Below are 21266 nucleotides of genomic sequence, written 5' to 3'. Positions count from 1 at the left end.
AGGAAGGGACCGCCGCTGCCGGCGGGTGAGGGCGGGCAGCGGCGATCCCGTGTCCGCTGCCGTCCGAGCCGCGGACGGCAGCCGGAGCGACGCCGCGGAGATCCGTCAAAACCCCCGGAGAGGCCTCCAGCCCCGGAGAGGCCTCAAGGCCCGGAGGATCCGCCCCGGTCCGTGAGTTGGCCCGTGATGTCGAGGGGCTCGTACGGCCGCGGCGCCGGCACCCGTGTGACGGACGCGGTGCCGCGTCTGCGTACCGCGTCGGTCAGGGCGGTGACGGCGGAGTCGTCCACCGTCGCGGGCCGGCTGTCAGGTCCGGCCAGGGGCACTTCGGCCGTCCGGACAGCCCTCAGGTGGTGTATTCGGAGTTCAGCCGCACATAACCCTCGGTGAGATCGCATCCGTAGACGGTGAAGGCTCCGTCGGCGATGCCGAGATCGATGCCGATGACGACCTCGTCGCCGCGCAGGTACTCCGTCAGCGCCTCGAGCACGGCGGCTTCGCCGGTGTCGTCCGCCCGTGGCGGATAGACGGCCACGTCCCCGAACCGGATGGTCACCCGGTCCTGGTCGATGTCGGTCTCGTCCTTGCACTTGCCGATGGCCATGGCGACCCGCCCCCAGTTGGGGTCGCAGCCGTGGACGGCGGTCTTCACCAGCGGGGAGTTGACAACCGACTTGCCGACCCGCTTCGCCTGTGCGCCGTCGCGGGCGCCCGTGACCTCCACCTGGATGAGCTTGCTCGCCCCCTCGCCGTCGGAGGCGATCATCTTCACCAGATCGAGTGCCACGCGGTGCAGCGCGGCCTTGAACTCCCCGGGGTCGACCTCGCCGGCGAGCCCGTTCGCGAACAGCGCGGCCGTGTCCGACGTGGAGGTGTCGGTGTCGATGCTCACGGCGTTGAACGTGAGGTCCATGACCTCGCGGAACACCCTGTCCTGCACCTCGGGTGCCAGCCGGGCGTCGGTGGCGAAGAAGGTGAGCAGGGTGGCCATGTCCGGCTCCAGCATCCCCACGCCCTTGGCGATGCCGGTGATCGTGGCCGCGCCGACCCGCGCGGTGGCGATCTTCGGGCGGGTGTCGGTGGTCATGATGGACCGTGCCGCTGCCCCGAAGTCCCGGTCCACGGGGAACGGCCAGGTGAGCGTGGCGATATGGGCGCGGATGCTCTCCATCGGGAGCTGCCGGCCGATCACTCCGGTGGCGGCGACGAGCAGTTCGCCGGGAGGCAGGCCGAGCGCCTTGGCGACCGTGTCGCGTACCTCGAGTGCGTTCGCGGCGCCCTGGGCGCCGGTGGCGACGTTCGCGTTGCGTGCCACCACCACGACGCCGCGGGCGACACCGTCGGCCGCGGCCTCCCGGGACACCAGGACGGAGGGGCCCGCGAAACGGGACCGGGTGAACACCGCGCTGACCCGTGCGGGTTCCGTGGAGAGCAGAACGGTGAAGTCGTCCCGGCCGTCGTCGCCGGCGCCGACCGGAGCGACATGGACGGCGAAGCCCTGGGGCGTATCGACCATGAGTCACCTCTCTGGATAGTTATGCGTGCACATTCATGTCAATGCAAGCCTATCCGGGTCACCGTCCTCCGGGGCCTCATTTCTCCGAGCCGCTCTCCACTCGTGCTGCAGGCGCGTTCGGCAGCCTGGGAGCAGTCGCGCGGCCACGAGGGCGGCGTCTCGAGAGGAGTTGCCATGCCTCAGCCGGTCGGGACACTCCGGTACCAGGTCACCGGAGATGTCTACGCCGAGGTACAGACCTTCTACGCCCAGCAGATGCGCCGGGTCGACGCCCTCGACATCGAGGGGTTCGCGGACACCTTCACCGACGACGGGGAGGTCGTGCACGCGGGCGGTCACCGCCAGCGCGGCCGTGAGGAGATGATCGCCGGCATGCGGGCGAACCTCCCGCGCTATCAGGACATCGCCGTCCGCCACTGGTTCGACCATCTGCTGATCGAGGCCGACCCGGCGAACCCGGACGTCCTCAACGTCTCGTACTACACCCTTGTCACCCAGACCGACCGCGAGGGCCGTGTCACCTTCCAGCCCACGTTCACCGTCGACGACGTCCTGGTCCGTGTCGACGGCAGACTGTTCACGCGGTCGCGGGTGATCCACCGCGACACACCGGCCGCGCCGCCCGCGTCCTGACCCCACGAGCGCCCCGTGCCCGGACCTGCCCCTCCAGTTGCTCTCTGGGGGCCTGTCCGGGCACGGGGCGCTCGTTCCTGCGCGTCGTGCAGGTGCGCGGTGTGCGCTCAGTCGATGCCACGGCAGATGTGCGGCTCGCTGCCGTCGTCGTCCGGGTCGCCCGCCAGCAGCAGGGGCACCCAGGCGGGTTCGGCGCAGGGAGCGGGGGACGGCCGGTAGACGGCCGGCCACTCCCACCGGGACAGCGGCTCCTCCACGGTTCGCTCACACAGGGACAGCGGCTCCGCCACTGCCCGTTCCAGCAGGGACAGCGGCTGCTCCACCGTCCGTTCCAGCAGGATCGTCGTCATCGACGCCTCCTCTCGGTCACAGCACTTGTCGGTCGTTCCCCGGTCAGGCGTGGCAGGCGGGCAGCCCGCCGTGGAAGGCGACCATCTCCTTGAAGGACGCCAGCACATCGATACGGGCCCCGGGAGCCAGCCCGTGGATCTCGGCGTAGGCACGGTGCAGATTGCCCACCAGCCGTTCGGGGTCGACGAGCCCCGCGAAGGCGCCCGGATCCGCCTCTTCGGCCGCGCGCAACGGCTCGATCCCGCGCCGGACACCGTCCTCCGCGAGCCGCTGGACCCACCGCAGATAGGCCTCGGTCTCGTCGATCAGCTCACCGCCGCCCACCGGACCGTGCCCGGGCACCACCGTCTCGGCCCCGAGCGCCCGCAGCCTGTCCAGGGCCCGCAGCGAGCCCGACACCGACCCCATCAGGACGTACGGGGTGACACCCGACCACACCACATCGCCCGTGAAGAGGACCGAACGCTCCGGCACCCACACGACCACATCGTCGTGGGTGTGGGCGGGGCCCACCGAGAGCAGCTCGACACGCACATCCCCCGCGTGCACGGTGAGCGAGTCGCGGAAGGTGAGCGAGGGCAGGACCAGCGGGGTCTCGCCCCACTCCACGTCCGGCCACAGGTTGCGCAGCCCGAGGCCCGCTTCGGCGCTGTCGGCACGGCAGCCCTCGTGCGCCACGATCACCGAGCGCGGTGCGAACTGCCCGTTGCCGAAGGTGTGGTCTCCGTGGAAGTGCGTGTTGACCACGAAGTCCGGTCCGCCCGGCACCAGCCGCTCGGTCTCCTCCCGCAGCCGGCGGGTACGTGCCTCGGTCGCCGCGGTGTCGACCAGCACACTGCGGTCCGAACCGACCACCAGGCCGGCGTTGTTGAGACACCAGCCCCCGTCCGGCTGGACGAAGGCGTACACCCCGTCCGCCACGGGCCGCAGCGAGGCAGGTGCCGTGGCCGGCCCCCCGGAGGCGGACCCCACGGTCGTCGTCGTCATGCCGCCTCCGCCGTGGACACGGGCAGCGGGATGAACCGGCCCTGATGGAACACGAGCGGATCGGTGGCGGTCTGCGCGGTGGCGAGCGCCACGACCCGGCCGATCAGCAGCGTGTGGTCCCCGGTCACGTGCTCGGCGTCGAGCACGCACTCGAAGGACGCCTCCGCCGAGGGCAGGACCGCGTTGCCGGTGATCCCCTCGACCGCGCCGAGACGGTGCATCGCGGCCCGGCCCGCCGGGCGGTCCGGCCGGCAGAAATCCTTGGCCAGGTCCTGGTGCCGGGTGCCCAGCACACTGACGGCGAAGCTCCCGGCCGCGGCGACCCGGGGACGCATCCTGCCGTCCGCCTTGACGGAGACCAGGATCAGCAGCGGGTCGAGCGACACGGAGACCAGACTGTTCAGGGTGATCACACTGGTGCTGTCACCGCTGCCCTGGGTGAGCAGGGCGACACCGGTGGGGAAGCGGCCCATGGCCGCACGGAACGCGGCCGTGTCGGGCGGGGCCACCAGGGCGGTCGCGGACTCCGGCAGTGGGGAAAGCGGGGAAACCTCGGCCATGGTCGGGACTTCCGTCTCGGTGCGCATCAGTAATTGCCCAGCCCGCCGCAGACGTTGAGCGCCTGCGCCGTGATCGACGCCGCCAGGTCGGAGACCAGATAGCCGACCAGCCCCGCCACTTCCTCGGGAGTGGAGTAACGGCCCAGCGGGATCTTCGCGTTGAACTTCTCGAGGATGTCCTGCTCGCTCACTCCGTAGTGCCCGGCGTAGCCCTCGCGCACCCGCTGCGCCATCGGGGTCTCCACATAGCCCGGGCAGACCGCGTTGACCGTGATGCCGCTCTTGGCCAGCTCCTTGCCCACCGCCTTGGTGAAGCCGATGACGCCGTGCTTGGACGCCGAGTAAGGCGCGGCCAGTTCGACGCCCTGCTTTCCGCCCGTGGAGGCGATGTTGACGATCCGGCCCCAGTCGCCGTCCCGCATCCGGCCGGTGCTCAGCACCTCACGGGTGACACGGAAGGTGCCGTTGAGATTGGTGTCGATCACATCGAGCCAGAGGGCGTCCTCCATGTCCGCGGTCACCCCGCCGCCGCCCCTGCCCGCGTTGTTGACCAGGATGTCGATCCGGCCGAACTCCCGTACCGCCGCGGCCACCGCGTCACGCACCTGCTCGGTGGAGGAGACATCGCATGCCGCTCCCGCCACTTCGTAGCCCTCCTGGCGCATCCGCTTCACCAGGGTCGTGACGTTCTCCTCGTTGCGTGCGCAGCCGAACACCGCGATGCCCTGCCGGGCCAGCAGCTCGGTCACGGCGAGGCCGATTCCGCTGGTGGCGCCGGTGACGAAAGCGACCCGTCGTCCCGCGTCTGTCATCGTGCTCTCCCATGGTCGTGGGCTTGGGTAGCGACGACCGTGACCCCCGGTCCTTGCGCAGCTCTCGACTCCGCCTCGACTCCGCCTGGAACCGGGGCCTTCGAGCCGGGCTCGACACCCCGTCGAGCCCCGCCCGGGACCGTGGGCCCGCCCGATGTGCAGGAACGCAGCGAGGAGGGCCCATGCCCGAGCAGTCCATTCCGGATGTACGGAAGTCGGTGACCGTGGCGGCCACGCCCGAACACTGCTTCAAGGTCTTCACCGAGCGGCCCGAGGACTGGTGGCCGCCCACACACGTACTGCTGAAGAACGAGCGGATCGGCCTGGCCTTCGAGCCGGGTGTGGGCGGGCGCTACTACGAGTGGGACGCCGAGGGGAACGAGATCGCCTGGGGCCGTGTCCTCACCTGGGAGCCGCCCTTCCGGCTCTCGATGACGTGGCGCATCGACGGCCGCTGGCAGTCCATCCCGGACGATGAGCGGGCCAGCGAGATCGAAGTGACGATCACCCCGGTCGACGCCACCACGACGAAGGTCGAGCTGGCCCATGTGAAGCTGCACCGGCACGGCCCGGACGCCCAGGCGATCCACCGTGCCCTGGACGGACCGAGCCCGGGCGAGACGCTCGAACTCTTCGCCAAGGCCGTACTGCGATGACCGTCGACGCCGAGAAGCTGCGCATACTCGCCGGCGAGCACGCGGTGGACGCCGACCGTACGGGGGTCCTTTCGCCCGAGGTCGTCGACGCGGTGCGTTCGCAGGGGTTCGCCCGGCACTTCGTGGCCTCCCGGTGGGGCGGCACCGAGGGCTCGTTCGGCGAGCTGACGCGGGCCGTCGCCACCGTCGGGGAGGGATGCGCCGCGACTGCCTGGATCGCCTCCCTCACCGCCCATGCGGCACGGTTCGCCGCTCACCTTCCCGAGGAGGGCCACCGGGCGGTCTGGGGTGAGGGCCCCGACACGGTCATCGCGGCGGGCCTGCCGCCCGCCGGCCGGGCCGTGCCCGTGGACGGCGGCTGGAGGCTCAGCGGCACCTGGGGCTATGTCAGCGGCGTCGTGTTCGCCGACTGGGTCCTGGTGTGCGCGGCGGTGCCCGGCGCAGAAGGGCCGCCCGAGCTGCGTTTCTTCGCCGTACGGCAGGCGGAGTGCGCGATACGCGAGACCTGGGACAGCATCGGTATGCGGGCCACCGGCAGCCACACCCTGGTGATCGAGGACGCCTTCGTGCCCCGCCATCTGTCCTTCGTCCGTACGGAGATGCTCTCGGGCCGCAACGCCCATTCCACGGTGCCCGGGCACAACGTGCCCCTCCCGGCCGCCGGGGGACTGGCGTTCATCGCCCCCGCCATCGGCGCCGCCACCGGCGCGCTCGGGGCCTTCGCCGCCACCCTGACGGGGAAGCGCCGCACCCCTGCCGCCGAGACCACGCTGCTCCGCGCCTCCGGCCGGATCGACGCCGCACGCAGCCTCGTGGAGCAGAACGCCGCCACCGCCGACGCGCACGACTTCACCCCGGGGACCCTGGCGCGCAGCGAGCGGAACGCGACCGTGGCCGCGGAGTTCCTCCGCGAGGCGGTGGACCTGCTGATCCATGCGGCGGGCACGGGCGGTCTCGCGCAAGCGCAGCCCCTCCAGCGCTTCTGGCGTGATGTGAGCGTGGCGACCAGCCATGTGGCGCTGCAGTACGACACCTCGGCGCGGAAGAGCTTCGCGACGGCGATGCTCGGTCCGGAGCAGTGAGCCGGTCCGCGGTCCGCGGGGCGGAGGCGGCCGGGGCCCGGGAGGGCTCCGGCGCCCCTCCCCGGCTCGGACTCATCCTGGCCGCCTGCTGCCTCGGCCAGTTCATGAACGTGCTCGACGCCTCGATCGTGAACGTCGCCCTGCCCTCCATAGCGGACGAGCTCCGCTTCGACCGGCACAGCCTGCAGTGGGTCAACAACGCCTACACCATTGCGGTCTGCGGGTTTCTGCTGCTCGGCGGGAGGCTCGCCGACCTCTTCGGGCAGCGCAGGGTCTTTCTGTCCGGTGTCGCGCTGTTCACCCTCGCCAGCGCGGTCGGGGGTGCGGCGGACGATCCCGTCACCCTCGTACTGGCCCGGGGATTCCAGGGGCTCGGCGCGGCGGTCATGACGCCGGCGACCCTGACCGTACTGGGCACCACCTTCACCGGGGCCGCCGCCCGCGCCAAGGCCTTCGGGATGTGGAGCGTGGTGTCCGGAGCGGCCGGCGCGGTCGGTGTGCTCCTCGGCGGAGTGATCACCGGGTGGCTCTCCTGGCGCTGGATCCTGCTGGTGAACGTGCCCATCGGCATCGTGCTGTTCGCCGGGGTCCGCTGGGTCGTCCCGGAGTCACGGCGGCCAGGACAGCGTCCCGCACTCGACGTCCCCGGCGCCGTGACGGTGACACTCGGTCTGATGGCGGCCGTCTACGGTGTCGCCGAGTCACAGACCTACGGCTGGACCTCGCCGCGGGTCGCCACGGCACTCGCCGCGGGCGCCGCCCTGCTGGCCCTCTTCGTGCTGATCCAGGCGAAGCTGGCCGCACACCCGCTGATCCCGCTGCGGGTCTTCCGCAACCGCTCGGTCGCCGCGGCCAATCTGGTGGCCTTCTTCAGCATCGCCGCGCTGTTCAGCACCTTCTACTTCTTCACCCTGATCCTCCAACTGGTGCTGGGATACAGCCCGTTGCGCACCGGACTGTGCTACCTGCCGATGTCGCTGGGCCTGGCGATCGGGGGCTGGCGTGTCTCCTCACTGGTTCCCCGTACGGGCCCGAGACCGGTTCTCCTCGGTGGGCTGGCCCTGGCGTTCACCGGACTCCTGTGGCTTGCCCAGGTGGACGGGGACGCAGGCTTCACCGCCGACCTCCTCGGGCCCGCCCTGCTGCTGGGCTTCGGCATGGGCGCGGTCCTCAACGCCACGACGAACGCGGCGACGGCCGGACTGCCACGGGAGCAGGCCGGGCTCGCGTCCGGGCTGCTCAACACCACCCGCCAGCTCGGCAGCGCGGCGGGACTGGTGTCCCTGGCCACGCTCGCCGCCGCCAGGACCGACGCCGAACTCGGCGCCGGCGGCCGGGCCGTGACCGCAGCACGGATGGAGGAGGCCCTGGTCAACGGTTACGGCTGGGCGCTGCTCGGTGCGGCCGGATTCGCCGCGGCGGGGCTGCTGGCGGCTCTGGGAGTGCCGGGGCGCAAGGGGCCACGGGCCGCGGAACCGGCCGCCCTGCGGACCGAGGAGCGCTCCCACGCCGACCGGTGACGCCGCGAACAGGCCCTGTCCGGGTGATGCTCGAAAGCCGGCCCGCAGGGGGCTTCTGACGGAGCTCCCCGGGCTCCCCGGCCCCGAGCCCGGGGAGCCCTCTCGTACAGGGCGTACATGAGCGCATGCGCCACTCCCCCGGCGATGGCCGGGGGAGTGGCGTCGCCGTCGTCGCGGACCCGGCACGACCGCCAGGCAGGATCCGGGCGGGGGCGCGAGTGCGCGCGGTCCAGGACCCGTCGAGTTCTTCGGGGAGCGGGCGTGCGCGGCGCGTGGGCCATGCCGAGCAGACGTGAACCCCCGCGTGCCCTCCGGACCGACGAAGAAGCCTGGAGGGCACGCGGGGGTGGCAGGGTGGCAGGGGAGCCAACACGTCCTACACGGGCTGCCGTTCCGGCCGCCGGTACGACTTCAGATCGAAGCCGGGACCGGCGACGTCGTCCGGGGTCAGTCCGGGCCCGCCCGCGGCCGCGAGCAGCCGGCGGGTGATCATGTGGTCCGCGGGCCGGTTCACCGACTCGGTGCCCAGCAGCGTCTCTCCACGGAAGCAGAAGACGGAGAAGCGCCCGTCCGCGGGATCCCCCACGGTCACCGTACGGTCGTGGTCGTCGGTGATCCCGGCGATCTGCAGGCGTATGCCGTACTGCTCCGTCCAGAACCACGGGACCGCTGCGTACGGCACCGGGTCCCCGCAGATGGTGGCGGCGACGCAGCGGGCCTGGTCGGAGGCGTTCTGCACCGATTCCAGACGCAGCGCGCGGCCGGTGTGCGGGCTGGGGAAGCGGGCACAGTCCCCGATGGCGTGGATCGCCGGATCGCTGGTGCGCAGCAGCCGGTCGACGAGGATGCCCCCGCCGGTGGCGAGGCCCGCGTCGGCGGCCGCCTCGACATTGGGCCGTACACCGACTCCCATCACCACCAGATCGGCGGGGATCCGCTCCCCGCCGTTCAGTTCGACCACCCTGACGTGACCCGCCGCGTCCCCGTGCAGTGCCGTCACCTCGCGGCCGAGGAGGACACGGGTGCCCTGCCTGCGGTGCTCCGCCCCCAGGTGGTCCGACATGGCCCGGCTCACGGAGCGGGCCATGAGGCGCGGGCCCGCTTCGACGACGGTGGCCCGGAGCCCGAGGGTGCGCGCGGTGGCGGCCAGTTCGAGCCCGATGAATCCGCCGCCCACGACGACGAGATGCCCGCCCTCCCGGAGCCCTTCCCGCACGGCGGTGGCGTCGCCGAGACCGCGCAGGGTCAGGACTCCGTCCAGGTCCGCGCCGGGCACCGGCAGGATGCGCGGGCGGGCGCCGGTGGCCAGGACGAGCCGGTCGTACGAGAGTCGGTCGCCCGACATGAGCAGGACCCGGCGGCGTTCCGGTTCGATCTCCACGACGCGCTCGCCGAGCAACAGCCCGATGTCCTGGTCGCGGTAGAAGGTCTCGGGCAGCAGCTCCAGGTCCTCCTGCCCGGCCTTTCCGGCCAGGAAGGCCTTGGACAGGGGCGGACGACGGTAGGGGAGCGACTCCTCCTCCCCGACCAGGCTGATCCGGCCGGAGAAGCCGCGGCTCCGCAGAGCCGCGGCCAGGTCGGTCCCGGCCTGGCCGGCGCCGACGACGACGATCGAGGGCTCGGACATCAGGACTGACTCTCCGGCAGGTGCACGACCAGTCCGTCGATCGCGTCCGTGACCGGCAGCTGGCAGCTCAGCCGGCTGTTGTCGCGGCGCGGGCACGCCGTCCCGTAAAGGACGTCGTCCTCGGACTCGTGTATCGGCGGCAGAGGCAGCGTGTTGGCCTCGTCGACATAGACGTGGCAGGTCCCGCACTGGGCCGAACCGCCGCACTGGGCTTCGATGCCGTCGATGTTGTTGATCTTCGCCCCGCGCATGACCGTGTTGGGGGAAGGGACATCGACCACGGTCTCGGTGCCGTTGGGGTGCTTGTAGGTGATCTTGGCCATGGCGCTCTCCTCGGACTGTCGCTGTCGTTCTCGGGACCGGGTCGGCCGTCACCAGGTGACGGGCAGCTCCCAGAGGCCGTAGATGACCGCGCCTTCCTTGCGGGGAATGTCCAGGAAGGGCTTGGCGAGCCGGAGCGTCGGGATGCGCTGGAAGAGCTTGCTCCACACGATCTCCAGCTCCAGCCGGGCGAGGTCCGCGCCGATGCAGTGGTGCACACCGTGACCGAAGCCCAGGTGCTTGCGGCTGCCCCGGCTGAGGATGACCTTCTCGGGCTCGGGGAAGACCTCCGGGTCACGGTTGGCAGCAAGACCGAGGCAGAGGATGCCGTCACCCTTGCGGATCACCTGGCCGCCGATCTCGATGTCCTCCAGGGCCACCCGCGGTACGGCGGTGTCGCCGATGGTGGCGATCCGGACCAGTTCGTCGACGGCGGGCTTGGCCAGGGACGGGTCGGCCAGCAGCTGCTCCAGCTGGTCGGGGTTCTCCAGCAGGCACGCGGTGCCCAGGGAGATCTGGCTCGCGGTGGTCTCATGGCCGCCGTTCATCAGCAGCCGGACCATGTTGAACAGATCGCGGTCGGTGTACTCCTCGCCCGAGGACGCGTAGTCGGCCATCGCCCTGCTGAGCAGGTCGTCACCGGGCTCGCGCTTCTTGAGCTGGATGAGGTCGTCGACGTAGGCGTTCACCTCGACGATCGCGGCCTGGCGCTCCTCCGCCGTGCTGTGGCCGCCCAGGAGGGCCGTTCCGTGCTTGATGAAGAAGTCGTGCTTGTCGTGGGGGATGCCGAGCAGTTCGCAGATGACGGTCATGGGCACCGGCAGCGAGAACACATGGTGCATGTCGATCGGCGGGGTCATCGAGAGCATCTTGTCGATGTGCTCGTCGACGATCTCCTCGATCCGCGGGCGCAGCCGCTGCACCTGACGGTTGGTGAAGGTCAGCGCGGCCTTGCGGCGGGTGGTGGTGTGCTCCTTGCCGTCGTAGCCGATGAAGGAGGTCTCGGTACGGAACTCGGGCGGGGCGATGAAGTAGAAGGGGAAGTTCGCGTGCTTGCGCGAGGCACTGACGCGCGGGTCGGTGAGGAGCTGCCGGATGGTGTCGTAGCCGGTGACCGTCCAGATACGCAGCCCGGAGCCGGTCAGGGTGACCTCCGAGACGTCCTTGTCGACCATCTCGGTGTACTCGGGCGGAGTGCTGAAGGGGCAGGACCGCTGGTACGGGAAGGTCTTGGTCTCGGCTTCACCGCCGGGCTCGATGGCGCTCGTGGTCATGCGAAGTCCTTCGTCAGGGGTAAATCCGGACGGATGGAGGCTAGGGAGGCGGGCTAGGGGCCAGGTCGAATTCCGGCGGACGGCGTGCGGACACGGCCGAGGCCGGCTCGAGGAGCTCTGCAGGCCGGATTCCTAGCGTCCCGGTATGGAGAATCCTGTGAGCGGCGGGCCGCTGAGCGGGCTGCGTGTCGTGGAACTGGCCGCCATCGGGCCCGCCCCCTACGCCTGCATGCTGCTGGCCGATCTGGGCGCCGAGGTGACCCGGGTCGACCGGGCCCGGGGAGCACGGTCGTATCCGGACTGGCACCGTGTGCTCGACCGCGGCCGCCGCTCCGTGGCCCTGGACCTCAAGAACCCCGCTGCCGTCGAAGCGCTGCTGCGACTCGTCGAGCGGTCCGATGTGCTGGTGGAGGGGTTCCGTCCGGGTGTCGCGGAGCGGCTGGGCATCGGACCCGAGGTGTGCCGGGACCGCAATCCTCGGCTGGTGTACGCACGGATGACCGGCTGGGGGCAGAGCGGCCCGCTGGCGTCCTCACCGGGACACGACATCAACTACATCGCCCTGAGCGGTGCGTTGCATGCCATCGGCAGGGCAGGCGGGCCGCCCGTACCGCCGCTGAACCTCCTCGGGGACTTCGCCGGCGGCGGGCTGCCGCTGGCGTTCGGGATCCTGGCGGCGCTCCATGAACGGCAGCGGTCCGGGCTCGGCCAGGTCGTGGACGCCGCGATCGTGGACGGCACCGCCTCGATGCTCGGCATGCTGGCCGCGATGGCCGGTGCGGGTGAGTGGCGGCACGAGCGGGGCCGGAACGTGCTCGACACGGGCGCCCCGTTCTACGACGTGTACCTCTGCGCCGACGGCCGTCACGTGGCGGTCGGTGCCCTGGAAGAGCGGTTCTACCGCGCCCTCCTGTCCGGCCTCGGCCTGGACCCGCAGGCTCTGCCCGACCGCGACAGCCAGGACAACTGGCCCGTGCTCCGAAAGGAGTTCGCCCGGCTGTTCGCCACCAGGACGCGGGACGAGTGGACCGCGGTGTTCGACGGCACCGAGGCCTGTGTGACCCCGGTGCTGTCCCTCGACGAGGCCGCCGGGCATCCGCACCACCGGGACCGCGGCACCTACCGCGCCGACGACGGAGGCGTTCTGCAGCCCGCCCCCGTGCCGAGGTTCGACCGGACAGCCGCCCGGCTGCCCGGCCCCGCTCCGCGGACCGGCGAGCACACCCGGGACGTCCTGGCCGAATGCGGACTGTCCGATGCGGAGATCGCGGAGCTGCTGCCGTCGCCGGCAGCTCGACCGGGGCTGTAGGACGGCCTTCTAACTTCGCAGAGACAGCACGTCACATCGCGGAGGAGGTAGGAAGGGTGAGCGCAGTGATCGAGCCCTTCAGGGTGGAGATCCCGCAGACCGCACTGGACGATCTGCGGCAGCGGCTGGCCAGAACCCGCTGGCCGGACGAGGAGACCGTGGACGACTGGTCCCAGGGTGCGCCGCTGGCTCAGGTGCAGGAACTGTGCCGCCACTGGGCGGAGGACTACGACTGGCGCGCCACCGAGGCCCGGCTGAACGCCCTGCCGCAGTTCCGTACCCGGATCGACGGCCTCGGCATCCACTACCTGCATGTGCGCTCCCCGCATCCGGGGGCCACCCCGCTGCTGATGACGCACGGCTGGCCCAGCTCGGTCGTGGAGTTCCTCGACATCATCGGACCGCTCACCGATCCGGACGACCCGGCGGATGCCTTCCATGTGGTGTGCCCTTCGCTGCCGGGCCATGGCTTCAGCGACAAGCCGGCCACGCCGGGCTGGACGGTCCGGCGCACCGCCGAAGCCTGGGCGGAGCTGATGGCCCGCCTCGGGTACGACCGGTACATCGCCCACGGCGGCGACTGGGGCTCGTGGGTCTCGGCCGCCCTCGGAAGCACGGACCCCGGGCATCTGGCGGGGGTTCATCTCACGATGCCGCTGGCCAGGCCGCCGGAGAAGCCGGTCGAGCTGGACGAGCGCGACCAGGCCGCCATGGCCCGTATGACGGGCTTCGGCAAGAACCGCTCCGGCTACGCCGCCATCCAGTCCACACGGCCTCAGGCACTGGGCTACGGCCTTGCCGACTCGCCCGCCGCCCAGCTCGGCTGGATCGTGGACCGGTTCTGGGAGTGGGTGGACCACGACGGCGACCTGGACAAGGCGATCGGATGGGACAGGCTGCTGGACGCCGTATCGATGTACTGGCTCACCGGCACCGGCGCCTCGTCCGCCCGGCTGTTCTGGGAGAGCTTCGACAAGGAGCCCATGCTCCAGGCGCATGTGCCCACCGGCTGCTCGGTGTTCCCCAAGGACGCCTGGCTGCCCCGCGCCTGGGCGCGTGAACGCTTCACCGATCTTCGCTACTGGCGCGACCTGGACAGCGGCGGCCACTTCCCGGCCCTGGAGCGGCCCGAGGTGCTCGCCGCCGAACTCCGCACTTTCCACCGAGCCCTGAGCTAGGTCCAGGACAGGACCAAGGGCTGTTCCGCAGCAGTCACCGAGAGAGAAGGATGGAACGGGGATGTCTTTTGTGAACAGGAAGATCGGAGTCCTGGTGTCGGCTGTCGGTCTGGCGATATCCGTCGGCGTGGTGACATCGGCCAACGCCGGCACGGCCGAGGAGGCGGGGAAGCGGAGCAGCACCCCGGTCGGGCGCTGGGAGGGCACCGTTCAGCACGCGAACGGCAGCGGCCATGTGACGCTGTCCTTCCACAAGAACGGCGTGGTGTGCCTTGTCTCCTCCGACCCCGGTGAGGCCGGCGGCGGCGAGGGCAAGGGGACCTGGAAGCGGACCGGCGACAACCTCTTCTCCTACCAGGTCAGGGAGCGGCTGTACGGGGCCGGCGGGGCCACGACGGGATTCGTGGACGTCAACCAGAAGGCCGTCCAGCAGGGCGATGCGTTCAACAGCTCCGGTATCTCGAGGGTCCATGACGCCAACGGCACCTACATCGTGAGCGTGGAGGCCAAGGTCACGGCCAAGCGGGTGAGCTCCAAGCCCAACGGCTGCTGACCGCACAGCCGAAGAGGCCGGCCGGGGAGCCTTCTCCCCGGCCGGCCTCCGGTCTTTCGTCCGGATGCGGACGAAAGGTCAGGACCAGACGGTCAGTTCGCCGTCCCCCGTCACACCGATGAAGAAGGACAGGGTGACGCGGCGCCCGCCGGTGATGGGGGCGACGCTGTGGAAGTTCCGCGGATCGAAGAGGATCGCGTCCCCGATCTCCGGCTCGATGCGGACGGACGGCTCCGCCTCGACGAGCTCCGGAAGATAGCCGTAGCCGTCCCTGTGGTACTCGTCCAGGGGGCGCCAGCGGCGGCGGTGGATCACCGCTGCGCCGCCCCCGTCCGGGACGGTGAGATGGCAGTTGAAGGCGAGCTGGGAGACCGGCGGGAGATCGAGGGCCGTGGGGCACTCACGGGCGATCTCGTCGAAGTGCATCCGGGCGCCGTTGTTGATCTCCCGGATGATGCCGGCGAACAGATCGCGGCCCCGGGACCTCGCGGGGCCGATCGGGCCGCCCCAGGCCGCGGTGAGCCGGGCGATGGCCGCGTCCAGCGGGTCGCTGCCGTCCAGCAGGGTGGCACGGACCTCCGCGTCCACCGCCGCCTGTTCGAAGTACGCGGGACCGAGGGAGCCGGTCTTGTAGTAGTCGTACGCGGCGGGGCCGAGCTTGGCCATGGGCGGGGTGAACCGGTAACTCCCCATCGGGTGGTTCTCGATCCCGCGGACGATCGCCCCGCACTGCTCGGGAGTGAAGAAGTCCTTCACCTGGATCGCTCCGGCGACCCCCGCGGCCAGCCGGATCAGATCACGCCGTTTGAGGGAGTCCGTGCGTATCGGCTCGAACAGCGTGTGCACCGTCATGGCCTCGGTGCTGCTGTCGTAGGTGTACCGCCCCTTGAGCTGAGTCTGCATCAGGTTCCTTTACTGAGGAGTTCGGAGGAATTCCAGGACGGCGACCGTCCAGACGAATCCGGCACCCACGCCCATGGCCACGAGGAAATCTCCGGGACGGGGATCGCGATTCTCGGTGATGTGATGCATCCCGATGATTTCGTCACCGGCTCCCATATGGCCGTAATCCTGCGCCCAGTCGTATGCGGTGCGAGACCTCTCGACGCCGAGTCCGTACTCGTAGAAGGAATACTCCACGATCGACTCGGCGATATTCGGGTGGACAAAGAAACGGGCGTCGGACAGCTCGATGCCCGCATCGTGCAGGGCCGTTCCGAGCACCGCCTGCGAACCGGCCGCGATCCGCTGTCCGACCACGTCGAAGGAGTTCTCCTCGCGCATCAGATACTCCTGCTGACGCTCTCCGAGCTGCAGCGGCTTGCCGTCCTGGAAGGGAGCGTCGGTCCATCCCGTGCCGCGGTAGAGGGGCTCCAGGGAAGGGTCGCTGAAGCACGCGGTCGACCGGATCCGGGCGAAGCCCTCCCGGGACGAGAGCACCAGCGCGCCGGCCGCGTCGCCGTGCGGCTGCTGCCGGTCCGAGGACCAGCGGTCGAAGTACGGCAGCCGGAAGGCGTCACCGGTCGTGACGAGCGCGGCCGTGGTGCCGGGGCGGGCGGCGAGGTGGGACGCGGCCAGGTCGAGGGCGGCGAGGCCGCCGTTCGAGCCCTGCCTCACCTCCACCGCCGGACCTTGCCCGCCGACCGTCTCGCCCTGGACGTAGCTGGCCGGGGTCCACAGGTCCTGCCCCTGGTGGCTGACGTAGGCGTGCAGCACCGGGCCGAACTCCCCGGGCGCGTGCCCGGAACGGCGCACTGCCTCACGGCCGGCGGCGGCCGCCATGAACGGGCCGGTCTCGTGGTCGCCGGCGACCCGGACCTGCCGGATTCCATTGGCGACGCGGTCCCGCTCCTCGTAGCGCCCCGCGGCCACCGCCTCCTCGGCGGTCTCCACCTGTTGTGGCAGGTATGACGCCAAGCCGGCTACATACAGGCTCTCCCAACGCACGGACATCTCCTCTGCTCGGGCCATCAGTGGTGTCGATTAACCATCACTCTGCTCAATTCCCGCTCGACAGCAGGAAAGTTGAGCCGGTCTCGAGGGTGTTTCGAGGTGCCCCCTGGACGATTTGAGTCACCAAAGATAATGAAGGAGCTATTCCGATGAGCGTTCGAACGACGCCGGAAAAGTCGGCTCAGAGTCCTGTACGGCCCAGGGCGGGAATGATCCTGGCGGCGTGCTGCCTCGGCCAGCTCATGGTGATGCTGGACGCGTCAGTGCTGAACGTCGCCCTGCCGGCCATCAGCGACGCCCTGAAATTCGATCAGAACTCGCTGCAGTGGGTGGTCAACGCGTTCATGATCCCGACGGCCGGCTTTCTGCTGCTCGCCGGCCGGATGACGGATCTGTTCGGGCGCCGGAGGCTCTTCCTGGCCGGAATCGTCCTGTTCACCCTCGCCAGCCTGGCAGGCGGCTTCTCCTACGACGCCACGACCCTGGTCCTGGCCCGCGCCTTCCAGGGGCTCGGTGCCGCGATCATGGCTCCGGCGACGCTGACCGTCCTCGGCACGACGTTCACCGAACCCGCCGCCCGCGCCAAGGCGTTCGGCCTGTGGGGAGCGGTCGCCGGAGGCGGTGGCGCCCTCGGCGTCATCATCGGCGGCGTCATCACCGAGTGGACCACCTGGCGCTGGGTCCTGCTGATCAACGTGCCGATCGGCCTCGTCCTGTACTTCCTGGTCGCCCGCGCCGTGCCCGAGTCCCGTGCCCCCGGGGAGCGGAAGCTGGACGTCGTCGGCGCCCTGTCGGTCACCTTCGGCCTGGTGGCCCTGGTGTACGGCATCGCCGAGGGCGAGCGGTACGGATGGGGTTCGGCGAGGATCGTCACCGCCCTGGCCTTGTCCGCCGCGCTGCTCGGATTCTTCCTGTTCGACCAGGCGAAGATCGCCAAGCAGCCGCTCGTGCCCCTCGGCGTCTTCCGCAGCCGGTCGCTCTCGATGGCCAACCTGGTGATGCTGGGCTCCGGCGCCGCACTCGCCGGCACCTTCTACTTCCTCACCCTGCTCTTCCAGCAGGTCCTCGGCTACAGCCCGCTGCAGACCGGTGTCGCCTATCTGCCGCTGTCGCTCAGCGTGTTCATCGGCGCCGCCGGTATCTCCGTCGTGGTCGGCACGACGGGCCCGCGCCCCGTACTGATCGGCGGTCTGTCGCTGGCCGTCGTCGGACTGGCCTGGATGTCGGCCGCGGACGAGACCGCCACGTTCGCCGCCGACCTCCTCGGCCCCAGCCTGCTGCTCGGGCTCGGCCTCGGCATGGTGATGACCTCGGTGACGACCGCGGCCACCTCCGATCTGCCGTCCCACCAGCAGGGACTGGCTTCAGGTCTGCTGACCACCACGGAGACGCTCGGCGGCGCGGCCGGACTGGCCGTTCTCGTCGCGGTTGCCAACTCCCGGATCACGGAGGAGCTCGAGGGCTCCACGCCGACTCCGGAGCTCACCGAACACGCCATGGCATCCGGCTTCGGCCTCGCCTTCCTCGTCTGCGCCGGCGTGCTCCTCGTCAGCCTTCTCGCCGCTCTCGCCCTGCCCCGCGGTATCCGCGGCGGAGCCGGACACGGGGTACCGCTCGAGGAGACGCCTGCCCCCCGGGACTCCGGCGCCGACGCCCCGCGGGACACCCGCACCGACGCCGCCTCCGGGGCCGCCGTCGAACCGCCTGTCCTCGAGAACACCTGATAGCGGACCGAGAGGGAATTTCGTGGAATCGCTGCTGATAACCCAGGCCGACATACGCCGGATACTCGATGAGCTCGGACGGTCCGAGGTCATGAACCGGGTCATCGACCGGCTCACCGAGGGTTTCCGCCGGGTGCACCTCGACGGTGGACAGCTCTCACCCCTCCGCGACGGGTTCCTGCGGTCCGCTCCGGTCCCCGGGATCATCGAGTGGATGCCGCACCGCACCAGCGGCGAGAGCACCACGATCAAGACGGTTTCCTACAGCCCCGGCAACCCTCAGCTCTTCGGGCTGCCGACCATTCTCGGGACACTCACCAGGTTCGACGATGCGACCGGCCGTCTGGTCGCCATCGCGGACGGTGTACTGCCCACGGCGATCCGTACGGGCGCGGTATCGGCGATCGCCGCCCGCGCCCTCGCCCGCCCGGACAGCCGCACCGTCGGCATGATCGGCACCGGTGCCCAGTCCGTGACGCAACTGCACGGACTGAGCCTGGTCCTTCCGGTGGAACGGGTTCTGGCCTGGGACATCGAGCCGGCGCACCTGGACACCTTCGCCCGGCGGGTCTCCTTCCTCGGCCTCGAGATCGAGCTCGCCTCCCCGCAGGAGATCGCGGCGAGGGCGGATGTCATCACCACCGCCACCTCGACCGGTGTGGGGCACCCGCCCGTGTTCCCGGACGTCCCCGTGCGTGAGCATCTGCACATCAACGCCGTCGGCGCGGACCTCGTGGGCAAGACGGAGCTCCCGCCGGCGCTGCTGGAGCGAGCGGTGGTCTGCCCCGACCACCCCGAGCAGGCCCTGCGCGAGGGCGAATGCCAGCGGCTGACGGCGGACGCTCTCGGGCCCGCTCTCGCCCAGCTCTGCGCGGAACCGGAGACGGCCGCTGCCCTGCGCAACCGGCTGACCGTCTTCGACTCGACGGGCATAGCGATGGAGGACCACCTGATGCTCGATGTCCTCATCGAGGCCGCGACGGAGACCGGCGCCGGGGTCGGTGTGGACCTGGAGTACCACCCCTCCGACGCGCTCGACCCCTACTCGGCGCAGGCCGGTTCGCTCGCCGCAGTACGCGAGCTCGCGGCCACGGTCTGATCCGCCTTCCCCCGGGGGCCACCGCGGCCCCCGGGGCAGCGGAGCCGGCTCACCAGGAGAGGTGTGATGAATCCATTCGAGAACTCCGCCGGACACTACCGCGCACTGGTCAACGACGAGGACCAGTTCTCGCTCTGGCCGGCGGATTTCGCCGTGCCCGCGGGCTGGCGGGCGGTCTTCGGTCCGGACACCAGGGACGCGTGTCTGCGCCATGCCGAAAGCCGGTGGACCGATCTGCGGCCCCGGAGTCTGACCGAGGCCATGAACGGGGGGCCCGAACCCGGGGCCGGGCCCGGTGTCATGCCGCCCGCGCTGTTCGAGGCGCAGGCCGCCCGTACTCCCGCGGCCGTCGCCCTGGAGTCGGCGGACGTCCGGATGTCGTACGCCGAACTCAACACCGCCGCCAACCGGCTGGCGCACCATCTCATCGCCGGGGGCATCGGCCCCGAGAGCGTGGTCGCCCTCGTTCTGCCCAGGTCCGCGGATCTGATCGTCGCGCTGCTGGCCGTTCTCAAGGCCGGTGCGGCGTATCTGCCGGTCGACACGGCCTATCCCGCGGAGCGGATCGAGTACCTCCTGGACGATGCGCGGCCCGCCTGCGTGATCACCGCGGCGGAGACGGCCGGTCTGATGCCCGGGGCGGGCCACGGCGCGGGGTGGCAACTGGTCGTCGACGAACCGTCCGTACGGCAGGACGTGAACCGCCGCGCCGGACACGATCCGCAGGACGCCGACCGCGTCGGCCCGCTCCGGGCGGAGAACCCCGCCTACATCGTCTACACCTCCGGCTCGACGGGCCGGCCCAAGGGCATAGCGATGCCCTGCCGGGGCCTGACACATCTGATCACCTGGCACTGCTCGACCCTGCCCGGAGGGCCCGGCACCCGTACCGCCCAGTTCACCGCCATCGGATTCGACTTCTCGGTCCAGGAGATACTCGCGACGCTCGTCGCGGGGAAGACCCTGGTGATACCCACCGACGAACTCCGCCGTGACCCGGCCGGTCTCGTCGACTGGATCGACCGCCACGGGGTGAACGAGCTCTATGCCCCGACGGCGGCGGTCGAGGCCGTCCTGGCGGCGGCACAGGAATGCGGCAGCTCACTCGACTCGCTCACCGATGTGTACCAGGGCGGCGAAGCCCTGAACGTCGAGGGGCAGATCAGGGACTTCGCCCTGCGCTCCCCCTTCCGGCTGCACAACGTCTACGGTCCGGCAGAAGTGCATGTGGCGACGACGTACACGGCCCCGCCCGACCCGGCGGACTGGCCGGCCTCCGCGCCGCTCGGCCCGGTGATCCCGGACGTCCAGGTCCGGATCCTCGACGAGGCTCTCCTCCCGGTGGAGGACGGCGAGCAGGGAGAGCTGTACATCGCGGGGGCCCAGGTGTCCCGTGGATACCGCAACCGCCCCGCCCTGACCGCGGCACGATTCGTGGCCGACCCGTACGGGCCGCCCGGCACCCGGATGTACCGGACCGGCGACCTGGGCCGCTGGAACCCGGACGGCCACGCGGAGTTCAACGGCCGGACCGACGACCAGGTGAAGATCCGCGGGTTCCGCGTCGAGCCGGGCGAGGTCGAGGCCGCGCTGCTGGGCCACCCCGGAGTCGCCCAGGCGGCGGTGGTCGCCAGGAACGACCGGCCCGGAGGGCCGCGGCTCGTGGGCTATGTGATCGGCACGGCGGATATCGCCTCCGTACGCCGGCACGCCGCGGGGGCACTGCCCGACTACATGGTCCCCTCGGCCTTCGTGACGATGACCGAATTCCCCCTGGCGCCCAACGGCAAGGTGGACCGACGGGCTCTGCCCGAGCCGGACCCCCTGGCCGCCGCCGCCGGGGAACGGGCGCCGCGGACGGACGGGGAACGGGCGCTGTGCGCCCTGTTCGCCGAGGTGCTGAAGGTGCCCACGGTGGGCCTGGACGACAGCTTCTTCGACCTCGGCGGGCACTCGCTGATGGCCGGCCGTCTGACCTCCCGTATCCGGGCGACCCTGGGCGTCGAAGTGCCCATCCGGCGGCTGTACGAATCCCCGACGGTGGCCGCGCTCGCCGAGCGCCTGGAGTGCGCGGTGGCGTCTTCGTCCTGATCCGTCTCTCCCGCCCCCGT

Annotated in this window: 20 protein-coding genes; 10 read left to right on the top strand and 10 right to left on the bottom strand. The window is 70.8% G+C overall.

The genetic code is table 11. The features are described 5' to 3' along the window. Positions 1 to 346: 346 nt before the first annotated feature. Entirely contained in the window at positions 347 to 1516 is a 1170-nt protein-coding gene (gene argJ, locus ACTWOL_RS13440; RefSeq protein ID WP_474296904.1) for a bifunctional glutamate N-acetyltransferase/amino-acid acetyltransferase ArgJ, read from the bottom strand. 174 nt (positions 1517 to 1690) lie between these two features. Here argJ and ACTWOL_RS13435 point away from each other — a divergent pair, with 174 nt between their 5' ends. Next, positions 1691 to 2149, top strand: coding sequence for a nuclear transport factor 2 family protein (locus tag ACTWOL_RS13435; RefSeq protein WP_474296903.1), 459 nt, complete (start codon positions 1691 to 1693; stop codon positions 2147 to 2149). 107 nt (positions 2150 to 2256) lie between these two features. Here the strand turns inward: ACTWOL_RS13435 and ACTWOL_RS13430 are convergent, their stop codons facing one another. From ACTWOL_RS13430 to ACTWOL_RS13415, 4 genes are read right to left on the bottom strand one after another with little or no spacing between them, the layout of a single operon-like run. Further along, positions 2257 to 2499, bottom strand: coding sequence for a hypothetical protein (locus ACTWOL_RS13430; protein WP_474296902.1), 243 nt, complete (start codon positions 2497 to 2499; stop codon positions 2257 to 2259). A gap of 43 nt (positions 2500 to 2542) precedes the next feature. Continuing rightward, the gene (locus ACTWOL_RS13425) at positions 2543 to 3487 is read right to left on the bottom strand and encodes an MBL fold metallo-hydrolase (RefSeq protein ID WP_474296901.1); all 945 of its coding nucleotides are present in this window, start codon (positions 3485 to 3487) and stop codon (positions 2543 to 2545) included. Beyond that, positions 3484 to 4074 carry a flavin reductase family protein gene (locus ACTWOL_RS13420; protein WP_474296900.1) on the bottom strand — a complete coding sequence of 197 codons (591 nt, stop codon included), beginning with the start codon at positions 4072 to 4074 and terminating at the stop codon, positions 3484 to 3486. The genes ACTWOL_RS13425 and ACTWOL_RS13420 overlap by 4 nt, the downstream gene beginning before the upstream one ends. After that, on the bottom strand, positions 4074 to 4859 hold the full coding sequence (locus ACTWOL_RS13415; RefSeq protein ID WP_474296899.1) for an SDR family NAD(P)-dependent oxidoreductase: 786 nt from the start codon (positions 4857 to 4859) through the stop codon (positions 4074 to 4076). Before ACTWOL_RS13415 ends, ACTWOL_RS13420 begins: the two co-directional genes overlap by 1 nt. 182 nt (positions 4860 to 5041) lie before the next feature. Here ACTWOL_RS13415 and ACTWOL_RS13410 point away from each other — a divergent pair, with 182 nt between their 5' ends. From ACTWOL_RS13410 to ACTWOL_RS13400, 3 genes are read left to right on the top strand one after another with little or no spacing between them, the layout of a single operon-like run. Beyond that, the gene (locus ACTWOL_RS13410; protein WP_474296898.1) at positions 5042 to 5515 is read left to right on the top strand and encodes an SRPBCC domain-containing protein; all 474 of its coding nucleotides are present in this window, start codon (positions 5042 to 5044) and stop codon (positions 5513 to 5515) included. Continuing rightward, the gene (locus tag ACTWOL_RS13405; protein WP_474296897.1) at positions 5512 to 6597 is read left to right on the top strand and encodes an acyl-CoA dehydrogenase family protein; all 1086 of its coding nucleotides are present in this window, start codon (positions 5512 to 5514) and stop codon (positions 6595 to 6597) included. Before ACTWOL_RS13410 ends, ACTWOL_RS13405 begins: the two co-directional genes overlap by 4 nt. Continuing rightward, positions 6594 to 8117: an MFS transporter gene (locus tag ACTWOL_RS13400; protein ID WP_474296896.1), complete on the top strand. Its 1524-nt coding sequence runs from the start codon at positions 6594 to 6596 to the stop codon at positions 8115 to 8117. Before ACTWOL_RS13405 ends, ACTWOL_RS13400 begins: the two co-directional genes overlap by 4 nt. Positions 8118 to 8493: 376 nt before the next feature. Here ACTWOL_RS13400 and ACTWOL_RS13395 read toward each other — a convergent pair whose 3' ends face one another. Genes ACTWOL_RS13395 through ACTWOL_RS13385 form a run of 3 tightly spaced genes read right to left on the bottom strand, consistent with a single transcriptional unit; the run spans position 8494 to position 11339 of the window. Beyond that, entirely contained in the window at positions 8494 to 9744 is a 1251-nt protein-coding gene (locus tag ACTWOL_RS13395; protein ID WP_474296895.1) for an NAD(P)/FAD-dependent oxidoreductase, read from the bottom strand. Continuing rightward, entirely contained in the window at positions 9744 to 10067 is a 324-nt protein-coding gene (locus ACTWOL_RS13390; RefSeq protein ID WP_474296894.1) for a 2Fe-2S iron-sulfur cluster-binding protein, read from the bottom strand. The genes ACTWOL_RS13395 and ACTWOL_RS13390 overlap by 1 nt, the downstream gene beginning before the upstream one ends. Positions 10068 to 10115: 48 nt before the next feature. Further along, a complete protein-coding gene (locus ACTWOL_RS13385) occupies positions 10116 to 11339 on the bottom strand; it encodes a cytochrome P450 (protein WP_474296893.1) in 1224 nt (407 codons plus the stop codon). 145 nt (positions 11340 to 11484) lie between these two features. On the opposite strand from ACTWOL_RS13385, the gene ACTWOL_RS13380 reads away from it, so the two are divergent. The 3 genes from ACTWOL_RS13380 (at position 11485) to ACTWOL_RS13370 (ending at position 14379) form a co-directional block, all read left to right on the top strand. Then, positions 11485 to 12648, top strand: a complete 1164-nt coding sequence (locus ACTWOL_RS13380) for a CaiB/BaiF CoA transferase family protein (RefSeq protein WP_474296892.1) — start codon at positions 11485 to 11487, stop codon at positions 12646 to 12648. A gap of 56 nt (positions 12649 to 12704) precedes the next feature. Beyond that, positions 12705 to 13826: an epoxide hydrolase family protein gene (locus ACTWOL_RS13375; protein WP_474296891.1), complete on the top strand. Its 1122-nt coding sequence runs from the start codon at positions 12705 to 12707 to the stop codon at positions 13824 to 13826. A gap of 61 nt (positions 13827 to 13887) precedes the next feature. Beyond that, positions 13888 to 14379, top strand: a complete 492-nt coding sequence (locus ACTWOL_RS13370) for a hypothetical protein (RefSeq protein WP_474296890.1) — start codon at positions 13888 to 13890, stop codon at positions 14377 to 14379. A gap of 78 nt (positions 14380 to 14457) precedes the next feature. On the opposite strand, the gene ACTWOL_RS13365 is transcribed toward ACTWOL_RS13370, so the two are convergent. Continuing rightward, positions 14458 to 15282 (bottom strand): 2OG-Fe(II)-dependent halogenase WelO5 family protein, encoded by an 825-nt coding sequence (locus ACTWOL_RS13365; protein ID WP_474296889.1) that lies wholly within the window; start codon positions 15280 to 15282, stop codon positions 14458 to 14460. 9 nt (positions 15283 to 15291) lie between these two features. After that, entirely contained in the window at positions 15292 to 16296 is a 1005-nt protein-coding gene (locus ACTWOL_RS13360; RefSeq protein ID WP_474296888.1) for a ketoacyl-ACP synthase III family protein, read from the bottom strand. Positions 16297 to 16481: 185 nt separating this feature from the next. Here ACTWOL_RS13360 and ACTWOL_RS13355 point away from each other — a divergent pair, with 185 nt between their 5' ends. From ACTWOL_RS13355 to ACTWOL_RS13345, 3 genes are all read left to right on the top strand, one after another. Continuing rightward, a complete protein-coding gene (locus tag ACTWOL_RS13355) occupies positions 16482 to 18056 on the top strand; it encodes an MFS transporter (protein WP_474296887.1) in 1575 nt (524 codons plus the stop codon). Between the two features lie 22 nt (positions 18057 to 18078). After that, a complete protein-coding gene (locus tag ACTWOL_RS13350; RefSeq protein ID WP_474296886.1) occupies positions 18079 to 19155 on the top strand; it encodes an ornithine cyclodeaminase family protein in 1077 nt (358 codons plus the stop codon). 66 nt (positions 19156 to 19221) lie between these two features. After that, entirely contained in the window at positions 19222 to 21246 is a 2025-nt protein-coding gene (locus ACTWOL_RS13345; protein ID WP_474296885.1) for an amino acid adenylation domain-containing protein, read from the top strand. Positions 21247 to 21266: the final 20 nt, after the last annotated feature.

The organism is Micromonospora sp. IBHARD003 (assembly GCF_056106285.1).
Note: the sequence above shows the minus strand (reverse complement) of the source record. Positions and strands in the feature narration are given on the sequence as shown.

Excerpts from the sequence above, each read along its gene's own strand:
- argJ (WP_474296904.1), bottom strand. The coding sequence starts at position 1,516 with ATGGTCGATACGCCCCAGGGCTTCGCCGTCCATGTCGCTCCGGTCGGC.
- ACTWOL_RS13435 (WP_474296903.1), top strand. The coding sequence starts at position 1,691 with ATGCCTCAGCCGGTCGGGACACTCCGGTACCAGGTCACCGGAGATGTC.
- ACTWOL_RS13430 (WP_474296902.1), bottom strand. The coding sequence starts at position 2,499 with ATGACGACGATCCTGCTGGAACGGACGGTGGAGCAGCCGCTGTCCCTG.
- ACTWOL_RS13425 (WP_474296901.1), bottom strand. The coding sequence starts at position 3,487 with ATGACGACGACGACCGTGGGGTCCGCCTCCGGGGGGCCGGCCACGGCA.
- ACTWOL_RS13420 (WP_474296900.1), bottom strand. The coding sequence starts at position 4,074 with ATGCGCACCGAGACGGAAGTCCCGACCATGGCCGAGGTTTCCCCGCTT.
- ACTWOL_RS13415 (WP_474296899.1), bottom strand. The coding sequence starts at position 4,859 with ATGACAGACGCGGGACGACGGGTCGCTTTCGTCACCGGCGCCACCAGC.
- ACTWOL_RS13410 (WP_474296898.1), top strand. The coding sequence starts at position 5,042 with ATGCCCGAGCAGTCCATTCCGGATGTACGGAAGTCGGTGACCGTGGCG.
- ACTWOL_RS13405 (WP_474296897.1), top strand. The coding sequence starts at position 5,512 with ATGACCGTCGACGCCGAGAAGCTGCGCATACTCGCCGGCGAGCACGCG.
- ACTWOL_RS13395 (WP_474296895.1), bottom strand. The coding sequence starts at position 9,744 with ATGTCCGAGCCCTCGATCGTCGTCGTCGGCGCCGGCCAGGCCGGGACC.
- ACTWOL_RS13390 (WP_474296894.1), bottom strand. The coding sequence starts at position 10,067 with ATGGCCAAGATCACCTACAAGCACCCCAACGGCACCGAGACCGTGGTC.
- ACTWOL_RS13385 (WP_474296893.1), bottom strand. The coding sequence starts at position 11,339 with ATGACCACGAGCGCCATCGAGCCCGGCGGTGAAGCCGAGACCAAGACC.
- ACTWOL_RS13380 (WP_474296892.1), top strand. The coding sequence starts at position 11,485 with ATGGAGAATCCTGTGAGCGGCGGGCCGCTGAGCGGGCTGCGTGTCGTG.
- ACTWOL_RS13370 (WP_474296890.1), top strand. The coding sequence starts at position 13,888 with ATGTCTTTTGTGAACAGGAAGATCGGAGTCCTGGTGTCGGCTGTCGGT.
- ACTWOL_RS13365 (WP_474296889.1), bottom strand. The coding sequence starts at position 15,282 with ATGCAGACTCAGCTCAAGGGGCGGTACACCTACGACAGCAGCACCGAG.
- ACTWOL_RS13355 (WP_474296887.1), top strand. The coding sequence starts at position 16,482 with ATGAGCGTTCGAACGACGCCGGAAAAGTCGGCTCAGAGTCCTGTACGG.
- ACTWOL_RS13345 (WP_474296885.1), top strand. The coding sequence starts at position 19,222 with ATGAATCCATTCGAGAACTCCGCCGGACACTACCGCGCACTGGTCAAC.